Genomic DNA, 15,090 nt, shown 5'->3' with positions numbered 1-15,090 from the left:
GAGCTATTTCCGCTCCGCGGCTTGCAGCATGCGTATGACATCCAGCTCGCCGATATTTCGGCGGGCTTTGCTGTTTTTGAGAGGCTGCATAGATCGTTTCATAATCGATTTGATCTCTCCGGGAGACAGTCCGGGACGCAGCGACAGCAGAAGGGCGATCGCGCCGCTGACATGAGAGGTGGCCATCGAAGTGCCGCTCATCTCATTGTATTTGCCTCTCAGCCAGGCTGACGTAATTTTGTCGCCGGGCGCGTAGATGTCGATATAAGTGCCACGGTTGCTGAACGGCGCAATACGCCGATGCCGGTTCGTCGCTCCCACGGAGATTGTTTGCGGATAGCGCGCCGGGTAATCCACCGACCGGAGCTTTCCGTCATTGCCGGAGGAAGCAACGATGATGACGCCAGAATTGTAGGCATTCGTCACGGCGCCGAGCAAAGCCTTGCTTCGAGTCTTCATACCGAAGCTCATATTAATGACATTCATTCCGTTGCGTACGCACCATTCGATGCCGAGGATAATGTCGGAGACAAAGGCGCTTCCGTTATGATCGAAGGCTTTCACGGGTGCGATCAGCGCTCTGGGCGCTACACCGATCATGCCTTGCATTTGATTGGCAGCCGCTATCGTGCCTGCGATATGCGTGCCGTGTCCGTTATCGTCATAAGGCATCTTGCTCCGATTCAGCAGGTTAATGCCTCGAAGCAGGGAATGGTGGAGATCGGGATGTCCGAAGTCGACGCCGGTATCAATGACACCAACCTTGACCCGATGGCCGGTCGTAATGCCCCAAGCCTGCGGAGCCCGGATTTGCTGGATGCCCCAGGGAATGCCGTTTTCAATCGCAAGCGCTTTTTGACCCGATGGACTCACGCTTATTTTGCAGTCTTTCTCCATCCAGACGCGTCCAGAGAAGGATTCCTGAAGTCTGGCATCGAACGGCAGCTTACAGGAGATGGCACGAATGAAGGGCAGAGGTATGATCGCTTTCAGATTCGCGGCCGTTGAAGCTGCTTCGGACAGCTTATGAAGGAAGCGCCGGTACTCGCTGCCATTCTGGAACCGGATAATTCTTTTGGTAGTGGCGGATTGGCTGTTCATTGTCACTTGCTGTAACCAGCGTAATAATGCGGCGGTATCCAATTTTGGCTTCCCCTCCCGAAGGACGATGCTTCATCATCTTATGAATTCGCATCTTCCGCCGCATGAGCAACTTGCCTTTTTTTCAAGAAATAGGTCGAATACCGTGTCAATTTTCGCCAAAAGACATAGAATAAATGAAGAGCTCACCATGCTCTTGCATTTCCGATAATTCCGCTCGCGGCTTGTCGGATGGATACAGTCAAAGCGAAGGGTCGCTCCTTCGCTTTTTGCTGTGCCGGGGGCCAGATGGAAGCCTGCTTGATTTTTTGCATGAAATAGGTTTTACTATACTGTGACTAGCGTGTAAGCGACTAATGAATGTGTACATAATTTTTGGCAAGAGAGGATGTGTCGATATGAGCGGAAGCAACTATACATTGAAGCTTGATCCCGAGCGCATAAAAGAGATGCCGATGGTCGACCTGGCGTTCGAGGTTCTGAAAGCGGCGAATACGCCTTATTATTATCGCGATCTTATGATGGAGATTGCTAAGATACGTGGTCTTTCCGAGGAAGGCATCAATCAGTTCATCGCGCAGGTGTATACGGAGATTAACATCGACGGACGATTCGCTTGCGTAGGCAGCAACATGTGGGGACTGAAGCGCTGGTATCCGGTTGAGCGTTCCGAGGATCCAGTCGGTAATGCGAAGCGTACCCGCATCATCAATGATGATGACGATCTGGAAGATGAAGATCCGTTCGCCGACGAAGAAGACAGTTATGCTGCGGAAGACGAGGATTACGATGCCTACGATGAAGACAGCGAAGACTTCGATGAATCGGAAGAGGAAGCGGAAGTCGACGAGGATGTCGAAATCGAAGACGAAGACCTGGATGAAGAGGTTGAAGACGAGGAACTGGACGCCGAGGAAGAGGAAGAAGAGGACTCGTTCGACGAAGAGGAAGCCGGGGAAGATCGTTAGTCCGAGATGGAAGCTAGTTTTGCTTGACATGCCCTGTAGCGGCAGAGTAAACTATTGCATGGGCTTTAAGATTAGGTTAACAAATAACGCATTTGATATGCAGATGAGAAAAGTGCCCCCGGTGCTACGGGTGTCACTTTTTTTGTTTGAAGGGACAGTTGAAGAAGCAAGGTTTTGACCTGAAAGCGTACGGTTTAAAAAGACAAGCCTTCATTAAATCGCTTTTTAAACCACCTCTGTAAGGGCAAACTGAAATTAACATAGGAGCATGGAGGGTATCATCACAGTGACCAAATATATATTTGTAACCGGCGGCGTAGTCTCATCCTTGGGCAAGGGAATTACAGCGGCTTCTCTCGGCAGATTGCTGAAGAACAGAGGTCTGAAAGTTACGATTCAAAAGTTCGATCCGTATATTAACGTGGACCCGGGAACGATGAGCCCTTATCAGCATGGCGAAGTATTCGTAACCGATGACGGAGCGGAGACCGACCTTGATCTTGGTCACTATGAACGCTTTATCGACATCAACCTATCGAAGAACAGCAATGTGACGACCGGCAAAATCTACTCCAATGTCATTACGAAAGAGCGCCGCGGCGATTATCTTGGCGGTACGGTGCAAGTTATCCCTCACATCACGAATGAAATTAAGGACCGTGTCTTCCGCGCTGGCCGCGAAGCGGGTTCCGACGTTGTCATTACCGAGATCGGCGGTACGGTAGGCGATATCGAGAGCTTGCCATTTTTGGAGGCGATTCGCCAGATCAAGAGCGATATCGGCCGCGACAATGTGATGTATATTCACGTAACGCTTATCCCTTACATTAAAGCGGCAGGCGAAGTGAAGACAAAGCCGACGCAACATAGTGTAAAAGAACTGCGCAGCATCGGTATTCAGCCGAATGTCATCGTATGCCGTACGGAGTATCCGCTCGCTGAGGACATGAAGCGCAAGATCGGCCTTTTCTGCGATATCGACGCTAATGCTGTTGTGGAATGCCGCGATGCTTCCACGCTGTATGAAGTGCCGCTCATGCTCAGAGAGCAAGGTCTTGATGAGATCGTGGTCAATCATCTGAAGCTGACGACAGATCAACCAGATATGCAGGAATGGGAAAGCATGGTTGCTCGTGTCAAATCGCTGCATAAGAAGACTGAAATTGCCATTGTCGGCAAATACGTAGCTCTTCATGATGCTTACCTTAGTATCGTGGAGTCGCTCGGACATGCAGGCATTGCGCTTGATTCCGAGATCAAGATCCGCTGGGTGGACGCGGAGCTGCTTACAGACGCCAACGTGGCGGACAGCCTGCAGGGCGTTCACGGCATTCTCGTGCCAGGGGGCTTCGGCGACCGCGGCATTGAGGGCAAGATCAGCGCGATCCGCTATGCGCGTGAGCAAGGCGTACCGTTCTTCGGCATCTGCCTTGGCATGCAAGTTGCGGTGATTGAGTATGCGCGTAATGTTGTTGGTCTTGCGAATGCCAACAGCTCGGAGATCAACTCTGCTACGCCTTACCCGGTTATCGATCTGCTTCCGGATCAGAAGGACATCGAGGATCTGGGCGGAACGATGCGTCTGGGATTGTACCCTTGCAAAATCGCGTCTGAGACGATTGCTGCACGTGAATATTCCGATGAGCTTGTATACGAGCGTCACCGCCATCGGTATGAATTCAATAATGAGTATAGAGAAGCAATCGAGGCCGCAGGTCTGCGTATCTCCGGCACGTCGCCTGACGGACGCCTGGTTGAGATGGTGGAGCTTGCCGACCATCCTTGGTTCCTTGCCGTTCAATTCCATCCGGAATTTACGTCCAGACCAAACCGTCCGCAGCCGTTGTTCCAAGGATTTGTACGCGCCTCCCTGGGCTATTCCGAACGCTAATGCATGATGATTTATAAGTGCTTTATAAGCTGATGTCGCATTTCCTATCAAAGCCAGTAAGTTTTTGTATGGATTAGAAGGAAAATCCCTTAGCTTCACGAATATATAAAAAATGAGGATTTTCGTTGGATTCAATTTTTTATATGGAGTTTAGTCTTGGGGGGTAGATGAAGCTTGGATAAGAAGAAGGTACTTATTGTTGACGATCAGAACGGAATCCGCGTGCTGCTACTGGAAGTATTCAGCAGCGAGGGCTATCACACGTTTCAAGCGGCTAATGGTAAAATCGCCCTGGAGATTGTGAAGCTGGAAGCGCCGGATTTGGTTTTATTGGATATGAAGATTCCTGGCATGGACGGACTGGAGATTCTGAAGCATATCAAGGCCATTGACCCTTCGATTAAAGTCATCATGATGACCGCATATGGTGAGCTTGATATGATTAAGGAAGCGACCGATCTTGGGGCGCTGATGCACTTCACGAAGCCGTTCGACATCGACGAGATGCGAATGGAAGTGAATCGTCAGCTGCAGGGAGGCAACTCTTCAGGCCGTTTCGCGGTTGGATCATAATGGATATAGAACGGTACCGATGCTGGAAAAGCGTCGGTACCGTTTTTGCTTTTCGCAAGCAGAAGAGAGCGCTCTCTTTTTACTATGAAAATCAGCAGGTGCTTATAGGAGGCGTATCCTTTTGCGGCCTTATAAAACAAGCTTTACTATTTGGAGCCGCAATATGATATAATAGCTCAGAATGACAAGTCGGAACGGGCTTGAGACAGAAAGCAGAAAGCTAACTATAGGAGGAAACAGAACTATGCCACTCGTGTCTATGAATGAGTTTTTGCCACAAGCAAAAGCAAACAAATTCGCAGTAGGTCAATTCAACATGAACAACCTGGAGTTCGCGCAAGCGACTGTCGAGGCTGCAATGGAAGAGAATTCGCCATTTATTTACGGGGTCAGCGAAGGCGCTCTTAAATATATGGGTATCGAATTTACCGTAGCAATGGCTGAAGCGGCTGCTAAAAAATCCGGTCTGCCAATCGCGCTTCACCTTGACCACGGTAGCAGCTTTGAAGTTGCGATGAAGTGTATCCGCGCAGGTTTCTCGTCCGTTATGTTCGACGGCTCCCACTACGGCCTGGAAGAGAACATTCAATTGACGAAGGAAGTTGTGAAAGCAGCACGCGCTATGGGCGTATCCGTAGAAGGCGAGCTCGGAACAATCGGCGGCGTTGAGGATGATCTGAGCGTTGATGAAGCTGATGCTACATTGGCTAAACCAGAGGAAGCAATCCGCTTCTACGAAGAGACTGGCGTAGACTGTCTGGCTATTGCTGTTGGTACGGCTCATGGCATGTACTCAGGCGAGCCAAAAATCCATTACGATATTATTCAAAAAGTAGCTAGCGCTATTCCGGTGCCAGTGGTGCTTCACGGCGGATCGGGCGTTCCAGACGAAGCCATTCGCCTGTCGATCGCAGCTGGCGTTGGTAAAATCAACGTGAATACGGAGAACCAAGTAGCTTGCACGAACGCGATCCGCGAAGTGCTAAGCGCTAAAGCTGATGTAATCGATCCTCGTAAATACTTGACGCCTGCACGCGCAGCGATGAAGGCTGTTATTCAAGAAAAAATCCGTTTGTTCGGAAGCAACAATCAAGCTTAAGCAACAGGAACAAGGGAGGACAAACCGCCTGAACAGGGCTAGCGGCTTCACGGCCGCTAGCTTCGGCGGTTTTTCCTTTGTTATCTTCCAACTAACAGGAGGATTATTGATTTGATGGAGAAACTCATGATCCGCGGCGGGCGTCCGCTGCGCGGAACAGTCCAGATCAGCGGGGCCAAGAACAGTGCAGTTGCTCTTGTGCCGGCAGCGATTCTGGCAGAATCAGAAGTGGTACTCGATAATTTGCCGCTTATTAGCGATGTGGCGGTCTATAGTGAAATATTGCAAGAGCTGGGCGCTGTCGTGAAGCGTGATGGCGATACGATGCGAATCGATCCCTCGCAGCTGATCTCGAAGCCGATGCCTAATGGCAAGGTAAAGCTGCTCAGAGCCTCCTATTATATGATGGGCGCGTTACTGGGGCGTTTTGGTGAAGCGACGATCGGACTTCCGGGCGGCTGCAACTTTGAGCCACGGCCTATTGATCAGCACATTAAAGGATTTGAAGCACTAGGCGCGACCGTAACGAATGAACATGGTTCAATCCGAATTGCTGCCAAGGAATTGCGGGGCGCAAAGATTTATCTGGACGTCGCAAGTGTAGGCGCGACGATTAATATTATGCTGGCGGCCTCAAGGGCCAAAGGCCATACAATTATTGAAAACGCGGCGAAAGAGCCTGAAATTATAGATGTAGCTACTCTCCTGAACGCCATGGGCGCCACCATTAAAGGTGCCGGAACCGAAACGATCCGTATCGAAGGGGTCGATCGTCTTCACGGCTGCCGTCACTCCATTATTCCCGATCGAATCCAGGCAGGCACTTATATGATTATGGCTGCGGCAACACGCGGCGATGTTCTTATCGATAATGTTATTCCAAAGCACTTGGAGGCACTGACCGCCAAGCTGGAAGAGATGGGCGTGCAAGTGGAAGAGATGGATGAGGCAATCCGTATTGTCGGAGCGCCTGAATATACGGCGATTGATGTGAAGGCATTAATCTATCCGGGGTTCGCCACGGACCTGCAATCCCCGATGACGACATTGTTGACCCAAGCCAAGGGTGTCAGCATTCTGTCTGATTATGTATACGGAACACGGTTCAAGCATGTACCGGAGCTTACTCGTATGGGCGCGAACATTCGTCTAGAAGGCCGCTCTGCGATTATCGAGGGCACGAAGCTGAACGCCGCTAAGGTGAAAGCTGCGGACTTAAGAGCGGGAGCTGCGCTTGTGGTAGCCGCCTTGACGGTAGAAGATGGCGTTACGGAAATTACGAACGTGGAGTACATTGATCGCGGATATGATCATCTCGTTGAGAACTTGACCAGACTAGGTGCGGAAGTATGGCGCGAGACGGAGTCCTAAGGGACTCCGTGTGCCCATGCGGAATAGAATTGCCATACAATGGAAAAGATGAGTAATCAGTCATACTCTATATAATTTGAATAAAGTGGTGAGAATATGTCGGATCTACAGATCGCGGATCTGGAAGGAATGAAGCTGACGGAACTGTACAAGCTGGCGAAACAATATCAGATCGCCTATTATGGTCAGCTCAAAAAGAAAGAGCTTATCTTCGCTATTCTCCGGGCGCAAGCCGAGAAGAGCGGACTTATGTTTATGGAAGGCGTACTTGATATTTTGCAGGAAGGCTTCGGCTTTCTGCGTCCGATCAACTATCTGCCAAGCAAAGAAGACATTTATATCTCGGCCTCCCAGATCCGCAGATTTGATCTGAGGAACGGCGATCTCGTATCCGGCAAGTGCCGGCCGCCAAAAGAAAACGAACGTTATTTCGGTTTGCTTCAAGTCAATGCCGTTAATGGGGAGAATCCCGATACAGCATCTGAACGACTTCATTTTCCTGCCCTTACTCCTCTATATCCCGAGAAGCAACTAGTGCTCGAAACCTCACAGTCGAAGCTATCCACCCGCATGATGGACTTACTCGCACCTGTTGGACTTGGTCAGAGGGGTCTGATCGTTGCACCGCCGAAAGCAGGCAAAACTCTCTTGCTGAAGGAAATTGCCAACAGCATATCGGAGAATCATCCAGATATCGAGCTGTTTGTGCTGCTTATTGACGAGCGTCCAGAGGAAGTGACGGATATGCAGCGTTCCGTAAAAGGCGAGGTTGTATCGTCGACATTCGACGAGCTGCCGGAGAATCATATTAAGGTAGCGGAGCTGGTGCTGGAGCGCGCCCTTCGATTGGTAGAGCATAAGAAGGACGTCGTTATTCTGCTGGACAGCATTACCCGTCTGGCTAGAGCGTATAACTTGGTAATCCCGCCGTCGGGACGCACGCTTAGCGGCGGTATCGATCCGGCTGCTTTCCATCGTCCGAAGCGTTTCTTCGGCTCTGCCCGTAATGTAGAAGAGGGCGGCAGCTTGACGATTCTGGCAACGGCGTTGATCGAGACGGGCTCGCGTATGGACGACATTATTTATGAAGAGTTTAAAGGTACAGGCAACATGGAGCTTCATCTGGACCGGAAGCTGGCCGAACGCCGCATCTTCCCTGCGCTGGATATGCGCAGATCGGGAACGCGCCGCGAAGAGCTGCTGCTTAGCAAGGAAGTGCTGGACAAAGTATGGGCGATTCGCAGAAGCTTGACCGATACACCGGACTTTGTCGATAATTTCCTCAAGAAGCTGAAGGATTCGGAGAATAACGAGCAATTCCTTATGTCGCTGGATACATCGGCTGATCCTCCGAAGCATGAACGTCCTTCGATGAAGAGCAACTCGGCTTCATCCGCAAGCCGCAGGCCTGTAGCCAGAACGACGCACACTTCTTAAGGTCCGGGGAAAGGAGCACATCATGAATCTCGTATATGCGGACGAACACGGCAATGTGTTCGACCATCCTGACTATTTCGGACTTGGCCGTAGCGGCGATATGATCGTAGAACTGCTGGAGGAAGAGCTTATTCCGCTGCCGGAAGGAGCGACGCTTGTTAGCCTTCCGTTCACCAGACCGATCGGGCTTGATCCCGAATCCGGTCAAATGCAGGCGCTGCCTGGCGGCGCACAGGCCGTTGGCGCCCTGCTGCCTCAAGGGTTCACTCGGCTATGTCTGCCTGGATACGTCAAGTCGGACAAGAAGGAGAAGCTGCCTCTATTCGGCTATACAGCCGTCGTCTGGAAGGACGGGCAGTTCTTCGTAACGGCGGAGCAATCCGATGATCCTGAACGTTGGGACCCGCTTAATTGCGACCGGCAAGAGTTGAGTGTACAAGTCGAGAGGCTGCTTCAGAAGTATCCAGACAATCGGCTGTACAAGCATCTGTCCCACTGTGCACTGGGATACGAATGTCTAACGGCCTCCAATACGTTCCTGAGCAGATGGGAAGGAGCAGTACCCGTATCCTATTCCTGCAATGCCGGCTGCTTCGGCTGTATTTCAGAGCAACCGGATGACAGCGGCTTCGTTGCCCCGCAGACGCGCATGAATTTCAAGCCGACTGTAGATGAAGTGGTGGAGATTATGCTGGAGCAGTTGAAGGAGCCTGAGTCGATCATCAGCTTCGGCCAAGGCTGCGAAGGCGAGCCGTCTACACAAATGAAGATCATTGTGGAAGCGATGAAGCGGGTAAGAGCCCAAACTTCGCTTGGCTATATCAATATTAATACGAATGCCGGGTTGACCGACTTCATGAGAGCAATCGTGGACGCCGGGCTTGACCTGATGAGGGTCAGCACGATTAGTGCTATTGACGAGCATTACAATGCTTATTATAAGCCGCGTGCGTATACGCTGCAGAACGTGGAGCGTTCGCTTAAGTACGCTACAGACCAAGGTGTGTACACCTCGATCAACTATCTGATCTTCCCGGGTGTTACGGATCGGGAAGAAGAGATTGAAGCGATGATTGGCTTCGCCAAACGGACAGGGTTGAAGCTCATTCAGATGCGCAATCTGAATATCGATCCGGAGAGCTATCTGGAACTTATTCCGAAGGCGCAAGGCGAAATATATGGGATGAAGCAAATGCTTGAAATCTACCGTCAGGAGCTTCCTGATGTCGTGATCGGGTCGTATACGCATGTTCCGCCGATCTTGATGCGCCGTCCGATTGCAGCCAGATAGCAATTTGCTCCAATCGCGATATGGAGGCTGTGAGGCATTGCGCCAAGCTGCCTACCGTGCTATAATTCGTTTATGTGTCATTTTAACTCTGGGTCCGCATGTGGCTCAGGGCAGAAAGAGGTGAACGAGATGAAACAAGGTATTCATCCGACATACCACGTCGTTACAGCAACTTGCGCTTGCGGCAATACGTTCGAGACAGGTTCGATCAAATCGACCCTTCGTGTTGAGGTTTGCTCCGCATGTCACCCATTCTTCACGGGTAAGCAGAAGTTCCTGGATGCCGGCGGCCGCGTCGACCGTTTCAAGAAGAAATACGGCATTTAATTTATTGCGAACATTCAGCCTTTATTTGGCAGAATACAAGTACCTCCCTCAGCCATCCTATGGTTATAAGGGAGGTTTTTTTATGCGTATTTTCAAGGGATATAGAAGAGGACGAAGGATGTGGAAGCTGCTTTGGATCGGCCTGTTCGGTGCGGCTATTATGCTTGGCGGCTGCGCCAAGGGAGCGTCGGATAAAGCGCAGACTTATCATAATGACGGATATCTCGGTTACTCGAACTCCAATCCGAACCTGTTGAATCGCAGCGGTACGCTGTACCAAAAGGATATTCAGTTCATGGGTGAATTGCTGGAGCCGGTGAAGGGTATCCGCAAGACGGAGGTTGGCTTTAACGGCGACGACGCCAACGTGACACTGCGAGTTGAGCGCGGATTGTCCGATGCTGAGCGGAATCGCATCCGGGCAGAGGCGCAGAACATCCTGCAGTCGAACTTTCCAAGATACGATGTGCATGTGAAGGTGCGAAGTTAAGGCGGAGCCTTATAGTATGTGATCCAAACCGTCATCGACGACTGCGTATAGCGGAAGTTTTAATCGCCGATTAGGTATTGATTATATAGGGGTATAATCGATGCCTAATGCGGTAAAAAACACCTAAGGAGATTTTTCACAGCCTTACGGCATGCAAAAAACTCCATAGGTTGCGCTTTGCTCTCGAATGTACTATACTTGTCTTTGCCGTGCTAGATGGGGAGGTAGCGGTGCCCTGTAACTCGCAATCCGCTGTAGCGAGGTTGAATTCCTGTCTGAGGTTATGCTGATGTGAGGCTTGGCGCTTGCAAGCAGTGTTGACAGCTGGGTCCTCCGCAATGGACGCTTGTGAACTCGGTCAGGTCCGGAAGGAAGCAGCCGTAAGCAAGTTAGTTCATGTGCCGGGGGAGTGCCTGGCTCGAGCTGTGCAGCAAGAATGCCGCTTGGATCACATATATCAGGGGCAGGTGCACGGTCCTAACCATAGAAGTAAAGGGCAGCGGATGCCCATGTCATGAAAGTCCTGCAGTAGCCGTTTCTCAAGCGACCAAGTTTGAGTGAACGCGAGACTGCGGGACTTTTTGCATGCGTAAGCTTTTTAACATTTTGCTTGATGCCGTGATGTAGTATAATAGATGCATCTGAAAACGCTGCTTTAAGAAGATCAGGCAAGCTGAAAGGGAAGGGTCGCGTGTCACATATTGCGTTATATCGTGCCTGGCGTCCTCAGACGTTTCAGGACATGGTTGGACAGCAGCATATTATACAAACGCTTCAAAATGCGATTCGAGAGAATCGCGTATCGCATGCCTATTTGTTCAACGGCCCTCGTGGGACGGGGAAAACGACGACAGCCAAGGTGCTTGCCAAAGCCGTGAACTGTGAACGGGGACCGGCGGTCGAGCCCTGCAATGAATGTGATGCTTGCCGCGGTATAACGGCGGGACATATTATGGATGTCATCGAGATTGACGCCGCATCCAATCGCGGCATTGATGAAATTCGGGAGATACGAGACAAGGTAAGATACGCTCCGTCTGAGGTGCGCTTCAAGGTGTACATTATTGACGAGGTTCATATGCTTACCACAGAGGCGTTCAACGCGCTGCTTAAGACGCTGGAGGAGCCGCCTGGACATGTGATCTTTATATTGGCGACGACGGAGCCGCATAAGCTTCCGGCGACGATTATATCGAGATGCCAGCGGTTTGACTTTAGGCAAGTATCGCTGGATGAACAGTCGGCTAGACTGCTGCAGATTTGTCAGGATGAAGGAATAGTTGCCGATGATGATGCGCTGGCTTATATCTCCAGGTTGTCCGAGGGGGGAATGCGGGACGCAATTAGCTTGCTTGAGCAAGTGGCGGCGTTCGGCGATCGGCGAATTACATTGGATGCGGCCATCGATGTGACCGGCGGAATGGCAGCCGATCAATTCTATCAGTTGGCGGAAGCTGTAAAGGAGCGCAATGTGGCGGCACTGATGCCGCTAGTAGAGAGCTTGATGCAAGCAGGCAAAGCTGCAGATAAGTGCATGGAGAATTTAATGTACTATTTCCGTGATCTGCTGGTACTGAAGCTTGCTCCGACAGGTGGGGCCGTCACAGAACGAGTGGTGGATCGCGAACGGTTCCAAGCAATGGCAGAGGCTTATTCGTCTCAGCGATTATTCTCCATGATTGATGTACTCAATCGTTATCAAGTAGAATTAAAGCATGCCTCTCAGCCGCAGACTTTGTTCGAAGTGGCTTTGATGAAGCTGTGCGCCATCGGGGATGAACAAGCTTTCGAAGGATCTAGTGGTGGCGGCAGCAGCGATAGCGTCTCATCAGCAGAGGTGACGAAGCTTCGTCAGCAAGTCCAGGCTTTGGAGCGGAAGCTTGAGAGTGTGCTTCAGAACGGCGTGCAAGTGCAGGCAGGACAAGACGCAGGGGCAGGAGCATCCCGTAATCCAGCGCCTAACTCTAGGGGTGCGCTTCGCGGATCATTCGGCAGCGGCGGTGGTGTTGCCCGTTCAAAAGTAAAGCTCGATGGATATATCGCATCCGCGAGCAGTCCGGAGTCTGGCATAGCGCGTTCGCGTTGGGGCGATGTGCTCGGCCGCGTGAAGGATGCCAAAGTTACCTTGCATGCGTGGCTGAAAGACGGCGAGCTTGTATCCGTCGACGCAGGGAATTTGCTTCTTGCCTTCAAGAATGATATTCATCGGGAAACGACGGAAAAGCCGAATCATCGCGAGATTATTGAGCGAATCGCTCAGGAAGTGCTCGGAGTCTCTTATCATCTGGTGACGGTTATGCTGAAGGATTGGCAGACCGCTCTGGATGGAGCGGGCAACCCGGCAAGCGAGCCGCTAGAGCTTGTGCCGGAAGGTGAAAGTGCTCCGGACGCAGCAAGCAAGCGTCCTGAATGGGTCGAAGAAGCCGTTAAGCTGTTCGGCGAGGAGCTTGTTGTCGTGAAGGATAATCAATAACTACTAAATTGATGGGGTGAATGTAATGAACAATATGAATCAAATGATGAAGCAAGTGAAGAAGATGCAGGAGCAAATGTTGAAGGCACAGGAGGAACTGGAAACCAAATCGGTTGAAGGAACAGCTGGCGGCGGCGTTGTTACGGTAAGCGTTAATGGACACAAGAAGCTTCTTAACATTGTGATTAAGCCGGAAGCGGTAGATCCGGATGATGTAGAAATGCTGCAAGACCTTGTGATGACGGCTGTCAATGACGCCCTTACTAAAGCGGATGAGCTTGCAAACCAGGATATGGGTAAATTTACGGGCGGCATGAAAATCCCGGGTCTGTTCTAATTGACAGGCTAATGCTTTGCTGAAGGCCTGAAAGGAGCTGTACCCTCTTGCATTACCCGGAACCGATAGCGAAATTGATCGATTCATTCACGCGCTTGCCTGGCATAGGCCCCAAGACGGCGGCAAGGCTTGCTTTCCATGTGCTGCGGATGAAAGAAGATGATGTCATCGACTTCGCCAAAGCGCTGGTAAGCGTAAAGCGGAATTTATTTTATTGCTCCGTATGCTGCAATATTACAGATACGGACCCTTGCAGAATTTGCCAAGACAAGTCTCGAGACGGTTCTGTTATTTGCGTGGTACAGGAATCCAAGGATCTGGTTGCCCTGGAACGTATGAAGGAATTTGACGGCTACTATCATGTGCTGCAAGGAGCTATCTCTCCAATGGAGGGAATCGGACCGGATGAGATTCGGATAGCGGAGCTTTTGAGAAGGCTCAGCGACGAGAAGGTGCAGGAGCTTATTCTGGCCACCAATCCGAATATCGAAGGCGAGGCAACCGCCATGTATCTGTCCCGGCTTGTTAAGCCCTTTGGTCTTAAGGTCACTCGAATTGCGCATGGATTGCCGGTTGGCGGCGATCTGGAGTATGCGGATGAGGTTACGTTATCCAAAGCGCTGGAGGGCAGACGAGAACTCAATTGATCCCATACGATTATTTTGCTCGAACTGAATTCCCCTGCATGGGGAGTTCGGTTTTTTTGTTGTCTGGAATCCGATGTGATCATGTTACCGTTCTAATCTTGTCCCAAGGCTTATACACATAAGAAGGAAGCGGATTAGGATGCACAAGGAGGCGGGAACATGAATTCCACAATCGCACAGGAAGAAGAGCAGCTACAGAAGCGTCGCATCAAGGAAGAGATTCGGGAAACGCTGAGGGAATGGGAAAATGCCAAACGCTTTTTTGAGCATGCATTGGGCCACGAGCAAGTGGATTATGCGATACATGCTATTATTACGGCTGAGAAGAGATACGCCATGTTAATACATAAGGCCAAAAAAATGAAAGGGCCATGGCCCAAATGGGAGGGAATAGATCAATGAAAATCGTCTGGCTGTCCATGCTGATTGTTTCATCTTTATTATTAGTCGGGATTCTGCTGCGCAACAAGTTATCCTGGGGATGGCTGAAAGGCTTCGCACTGCATGTAGTCATTGCGGCGGGGCTGCTCTATATCGTGAATGAACTGGCGATAGTGGAGGGACTCCATATTCCGCTGAATCCAATTACGATTAGTACGGCTGTCGTGCTTGGCGTTCCGGGGGTTCTCATGATGGCAGGCGTTCAGTTGTTTATCGTCTAATAAAAGGTGTGAATGCTCATCCAACTCTGAATGTTGCGAATATAATAGAAGAGGTTGACGAGCTATCGTTAATTATGCTACATTAATGTTCGCGCCAGGGAAAAAGGCAAGCGGGCAAGAAAAAAAGATTTAAAAAAATGCTTGCATTAACCTAGGCAGCTGTGATATATTATAAAAGTCGCCGCTGAGAGAAACGGCTGACACGCAAGAAAATGAAAGACAAATGATTGTTCTTTGAAAACTGAACAACGAGCGAAAATGCCCTGTCATTAATGACAGAAAAGCAACAACGTTATTGAGCAAGTCAAACTAACTTTTATGGAGAGTTTGATCCTGGCTCAGGACGAACGCTGGCGGCGTGCCTAATACATGCAAGTCGAGCGGACTTGATGGAGTGCTTGCACTCCTGATGGTTAGCGGCGG

15 protein-coding genes, 1 rRNA gene and 1 other RNA gene are annotated in these 15,090 nt (G+C 50.6%); 16 read left to right on the top strand and 1 reads right to left on the bottom strand.

The window, feature by feature from the left end; all coding sequences use genetic code 11:
* Positions 1-3: 3 nt before the first annotated feature.
* Complete coding sequence (locus AC0YNW_RS23135; RefSeq protein WP_387479470.1) at positions 4-1,143, bottom strand: S8 family peptidase; 1,140 nt, start codon at positions 1,141-1,143, stop codon at positions 4-6.
* Positions 1,144-1,499: 356 nt separating this feature from the next.
* Between AC0YNW_RS23135 and rpoE the strand changes: the two genes are divergently transcribed.
* From rpoE to AC0YNW_RS23055, 16 genes are all read left to right on the top strand, one after another.
* Positions 1,500-2,069 carry a DNA-directed RNA polymerase subunit delta gene (rpoE, locus tag AC0YNW_RS23130; protein ID WP_387479468.1) on the top strand — a complete coding sequence of 190 codons (570 nt, stop codon included), beginning with the start codon at positions 1,500-1,502 and terminating at the stop codon, positions 2,067-2,069.
* A 286-nt stretch (positions 2,070-2,355) separates the two neighbouring features.
* Positions 2,356-3,960 carry a CTP synthase gene (locus tag AC0YNW_RS23125; RefSeq protein ID WP_387479466.1) on the top strand — a complete coding sequence of 535 codons (1,605 nt, stop codon included), beginning with the start codon at positions 2,356-2,358 and terminating at the stop codon, positions 3,958-3,960.
* A 174-nt stretch (positions 3,961-4,134) separates the two neighbouring features.
* Positions 4,135-4,533 carry a response regulator gene (locus AC0YNW_RS23120; RefSeq protein WP_387479464.1) on the top strand — a complete coding sequence of 133 codons (399 nt, stop codon included), beginning with the start codon at positions 4,135-4,137 and terminating at the stop codon, positions 4,531-4,533.
* A gap of 244 nt (positions 4,534-4,777) precedes the next feature.
* Positions 4,778-5,632, top strand: a complete 855-nt coding sequence (fba, locus tag AC0YNW_RS23115; protein ID WP_475833939.1) for a class II fructose-1,6-bisphosphate aldolase — start codon at positions 4,778-4,780, stop codon at positions 5,630-5,632.
* A 114-nt stretch (positions 5,633-5,746) separates the two neighbouring features.
* Positions 5,747-7,003, top strand: a complete 1,257-nt coding sequence (locus tag AC0YNW_RS23110; RefSeq protein ID WP_387479718.1) for a UDP-N-acetylglucosamine 1-carboxyvinyltransferase — start codon at positions 5,747-5,749, stop codon at positions 7,001-7,003.
* Between the two features lie 96 nt (positions 7,004-7,099).
* The gene (gene rho / locus AC0YNW_RS23105) at positions 7,100-8,440 is read left to right on the top strand and encodes a transcription termination factor Rho (RefSeq protein WP_475833938.1); all 1,341 of its coding nucleotides are present in this window, start codon (positions 7,100-7,102) and stop codon (positions 8,438-8,440) included.
* 22 nt (positions 8,441-8,462) lie between these two features.
* Positions 8,463-9,731, top strand: a complete 1,269-nt coding sequence (locus AC0YNW_RS23100) for a radical SAM family protein (RefSeq protein WP_475833937.1) — start codon at positions 8,463-8,465, stop codon at positions 9,729-9,731.
* A 129-nt stretch (positions 9,732-9,860) separates the two neighbouring features.
* Complete coding sequence (gene rpmE / locus AC0YNW_RS23095; protein ID WP_116047876.1) at positions 9,861-10,058, top strand: 50S ribosomal protein L31; 198 nt, start codon at positions 9,861-9,863, stop codon at positions 10,056-10,058.
* A gap of 118 nt (positions 10,059-10,176) precedes the next feature.
* Positions 10,177-10,548, top strand: coding sequence for a hypothetical protein (locus AC0YNW_RS23090; RefSeq protein WP_387479454.1), 372 nt, complete (start codon positions 10,177-10,179; stop codon positions 10,546-10,548).
* 207 nt (positions 10,549-10,755) lie between these two features.
* Positions 10,756-11,023: signal recognition particle sRNA large type (ffs, locus tag AC0YNW_RS23085), an RNA gene on the top strand.
* Between the two features lie 216 nt (positions 11,024-11,239).
* Positions 11,240-13,021, top strand: coding sequence for a DNA polymerase III subunit gamma/tau (gene dnaX, locus AC0YNW_RS23080; protein WP_475833936.1), 1,782 nt, complete (start codon positions 11,240-11,242; stop codon positions 13,019-13,021).
* Between the two features lie 25 nt (positions 13,022-13,046).
* Positions 13,047-13,358, top strand: a complete 312-nt coding sequence (locus AC0YNW_RS23075) for a YbaB/EbfC family nucleoid-associated protein (protein WP_387479448.1) — start codon at positions 13,047-13,049, stop codon at positions 13,356-13,358.
* 47 nt (positions 13,359-13,405) lie between these two features.
* Positions 13,406-14,005: a recombination mediator RecR gene (gene recR / locus AC0YNW_RS23070; protein ID WP_387479445.1), complete on the top strand. Its 600-nt coding sequence runs from the start codon at positions 13,406-13,408 to the stop codon at positions 14,003-14,005.
* 159 nt (positions 14,006-14,164) lie between these two features.
* The gene (locus tag AC0YNW_RS23065) at positions 14,165-14,407 is read left to right on the top strand and encodes a DUF2508 family protein (RefSeq protein ID WP_475833935.1); all 243 of its coding nucleotides are present in this window, start codon (positions 14,165-14,167) and stop codon (positions 14,405-14,407) included.
* Positions 14,404-14,667: a pro-sigmaK processing inhibitor BofA family protein gene (locus AC0YNW_RS23060; protein WP_387479439.1), complete on the top strand. Its 264-nt coding sequence runs from the start codon at positions 14,404-14,406 to the stop codon at positions 14,665-14,667. Before AC0YNW_RS23065 ends, AC0YNW_RS23060 begins: the two co-directional genes overlap by 4 nt.
* A gap of 315 nt (positions 14,668-14,982) precedes the next feature.
* Positions 14,983-15,090, top strand: a 16S ribosomal RNA gene (locus AC0YNW_RS23055); the annotation flags it as partial.

Source organism: Paenibacillus sp. J31R120 (genome assembly GCF_056269225.1).
This window is presented reverse-complemented; position numbering and strand designations above follow the sequence as displayed.

Excerpts from the sequence above, each read along its gene's own strand:
- rpoE (WP_387479468.1), top strand. The coding sequence starts at position 1,500 with ATGAGCGGAAGCAACTATACATTGAAGCTTGATCCCGAGCGCATAAAA.
- AC0YNW_RS23090 (WP_387479454.1), top strand. The coding sequence starts at position 10,177 with ATGTGGAAGCTGCTTTGGATCGGCCTGTTCGGTGCGGCTATTATGCTT.
- AC0YNW_RS23065 (WP_475833935.1), top strand. The coding sequence starts at position 14,165 with ATGAATTCCACAATCGCACAGGAAGAAGAGCAGCTACAGAAGCGTCGC.
- AC0YNW_RS23110 (WP_387479718.1), top strand. The coding sequence starts at position 5,747 with ATGGAGAAACTCATGATCCGCGGCGGGCGTCCGCTGCGCGGAACAGTC.
- rpmE (WP_116047876.1), top strand. The coding sequence starts at position 9,861 with ATGAAACAAGGTATTCATCCGACATACCACGTCGTTACAGCAACTTGC.
- fba (WP_475833939.1), top strand. The coding sequence starts at position 4,778 with ATGCCACTCGTGTCTATGAATGAGTTTTTGCCACAAGCAAAAGCAAAC.
- AC0YNW_RS23060 (WP_387479439.1), top strand. The coding sequence starts at position 14,404 with ATGAAAATCGTCTGGCTGTCCATGCTGATTGTTTCATCTTTATTATTA.
- rho (WP_475833938.1), top strand. The coding sequence starts at position 7,100 with ATGTCGGATCTACAGATCGCGGATCTGGAAGGAATGAAGCTGACGGAA.
- AC0YNW_RS23075 (WP_387479448.1), top strand. The coding sequence starts at position 13,047 with ATGAACAATATGAATCAAATGATGAAGCAAGTGAAGAAGATGCAGGAG.
- AC0YNW_RS23100 (WP_475833937.1), top strand. The coding sequence starts at position 8,463 with ATGAATCTCGTATATGCGGACGAACACGGCAATGTGTTCGACCATCCT.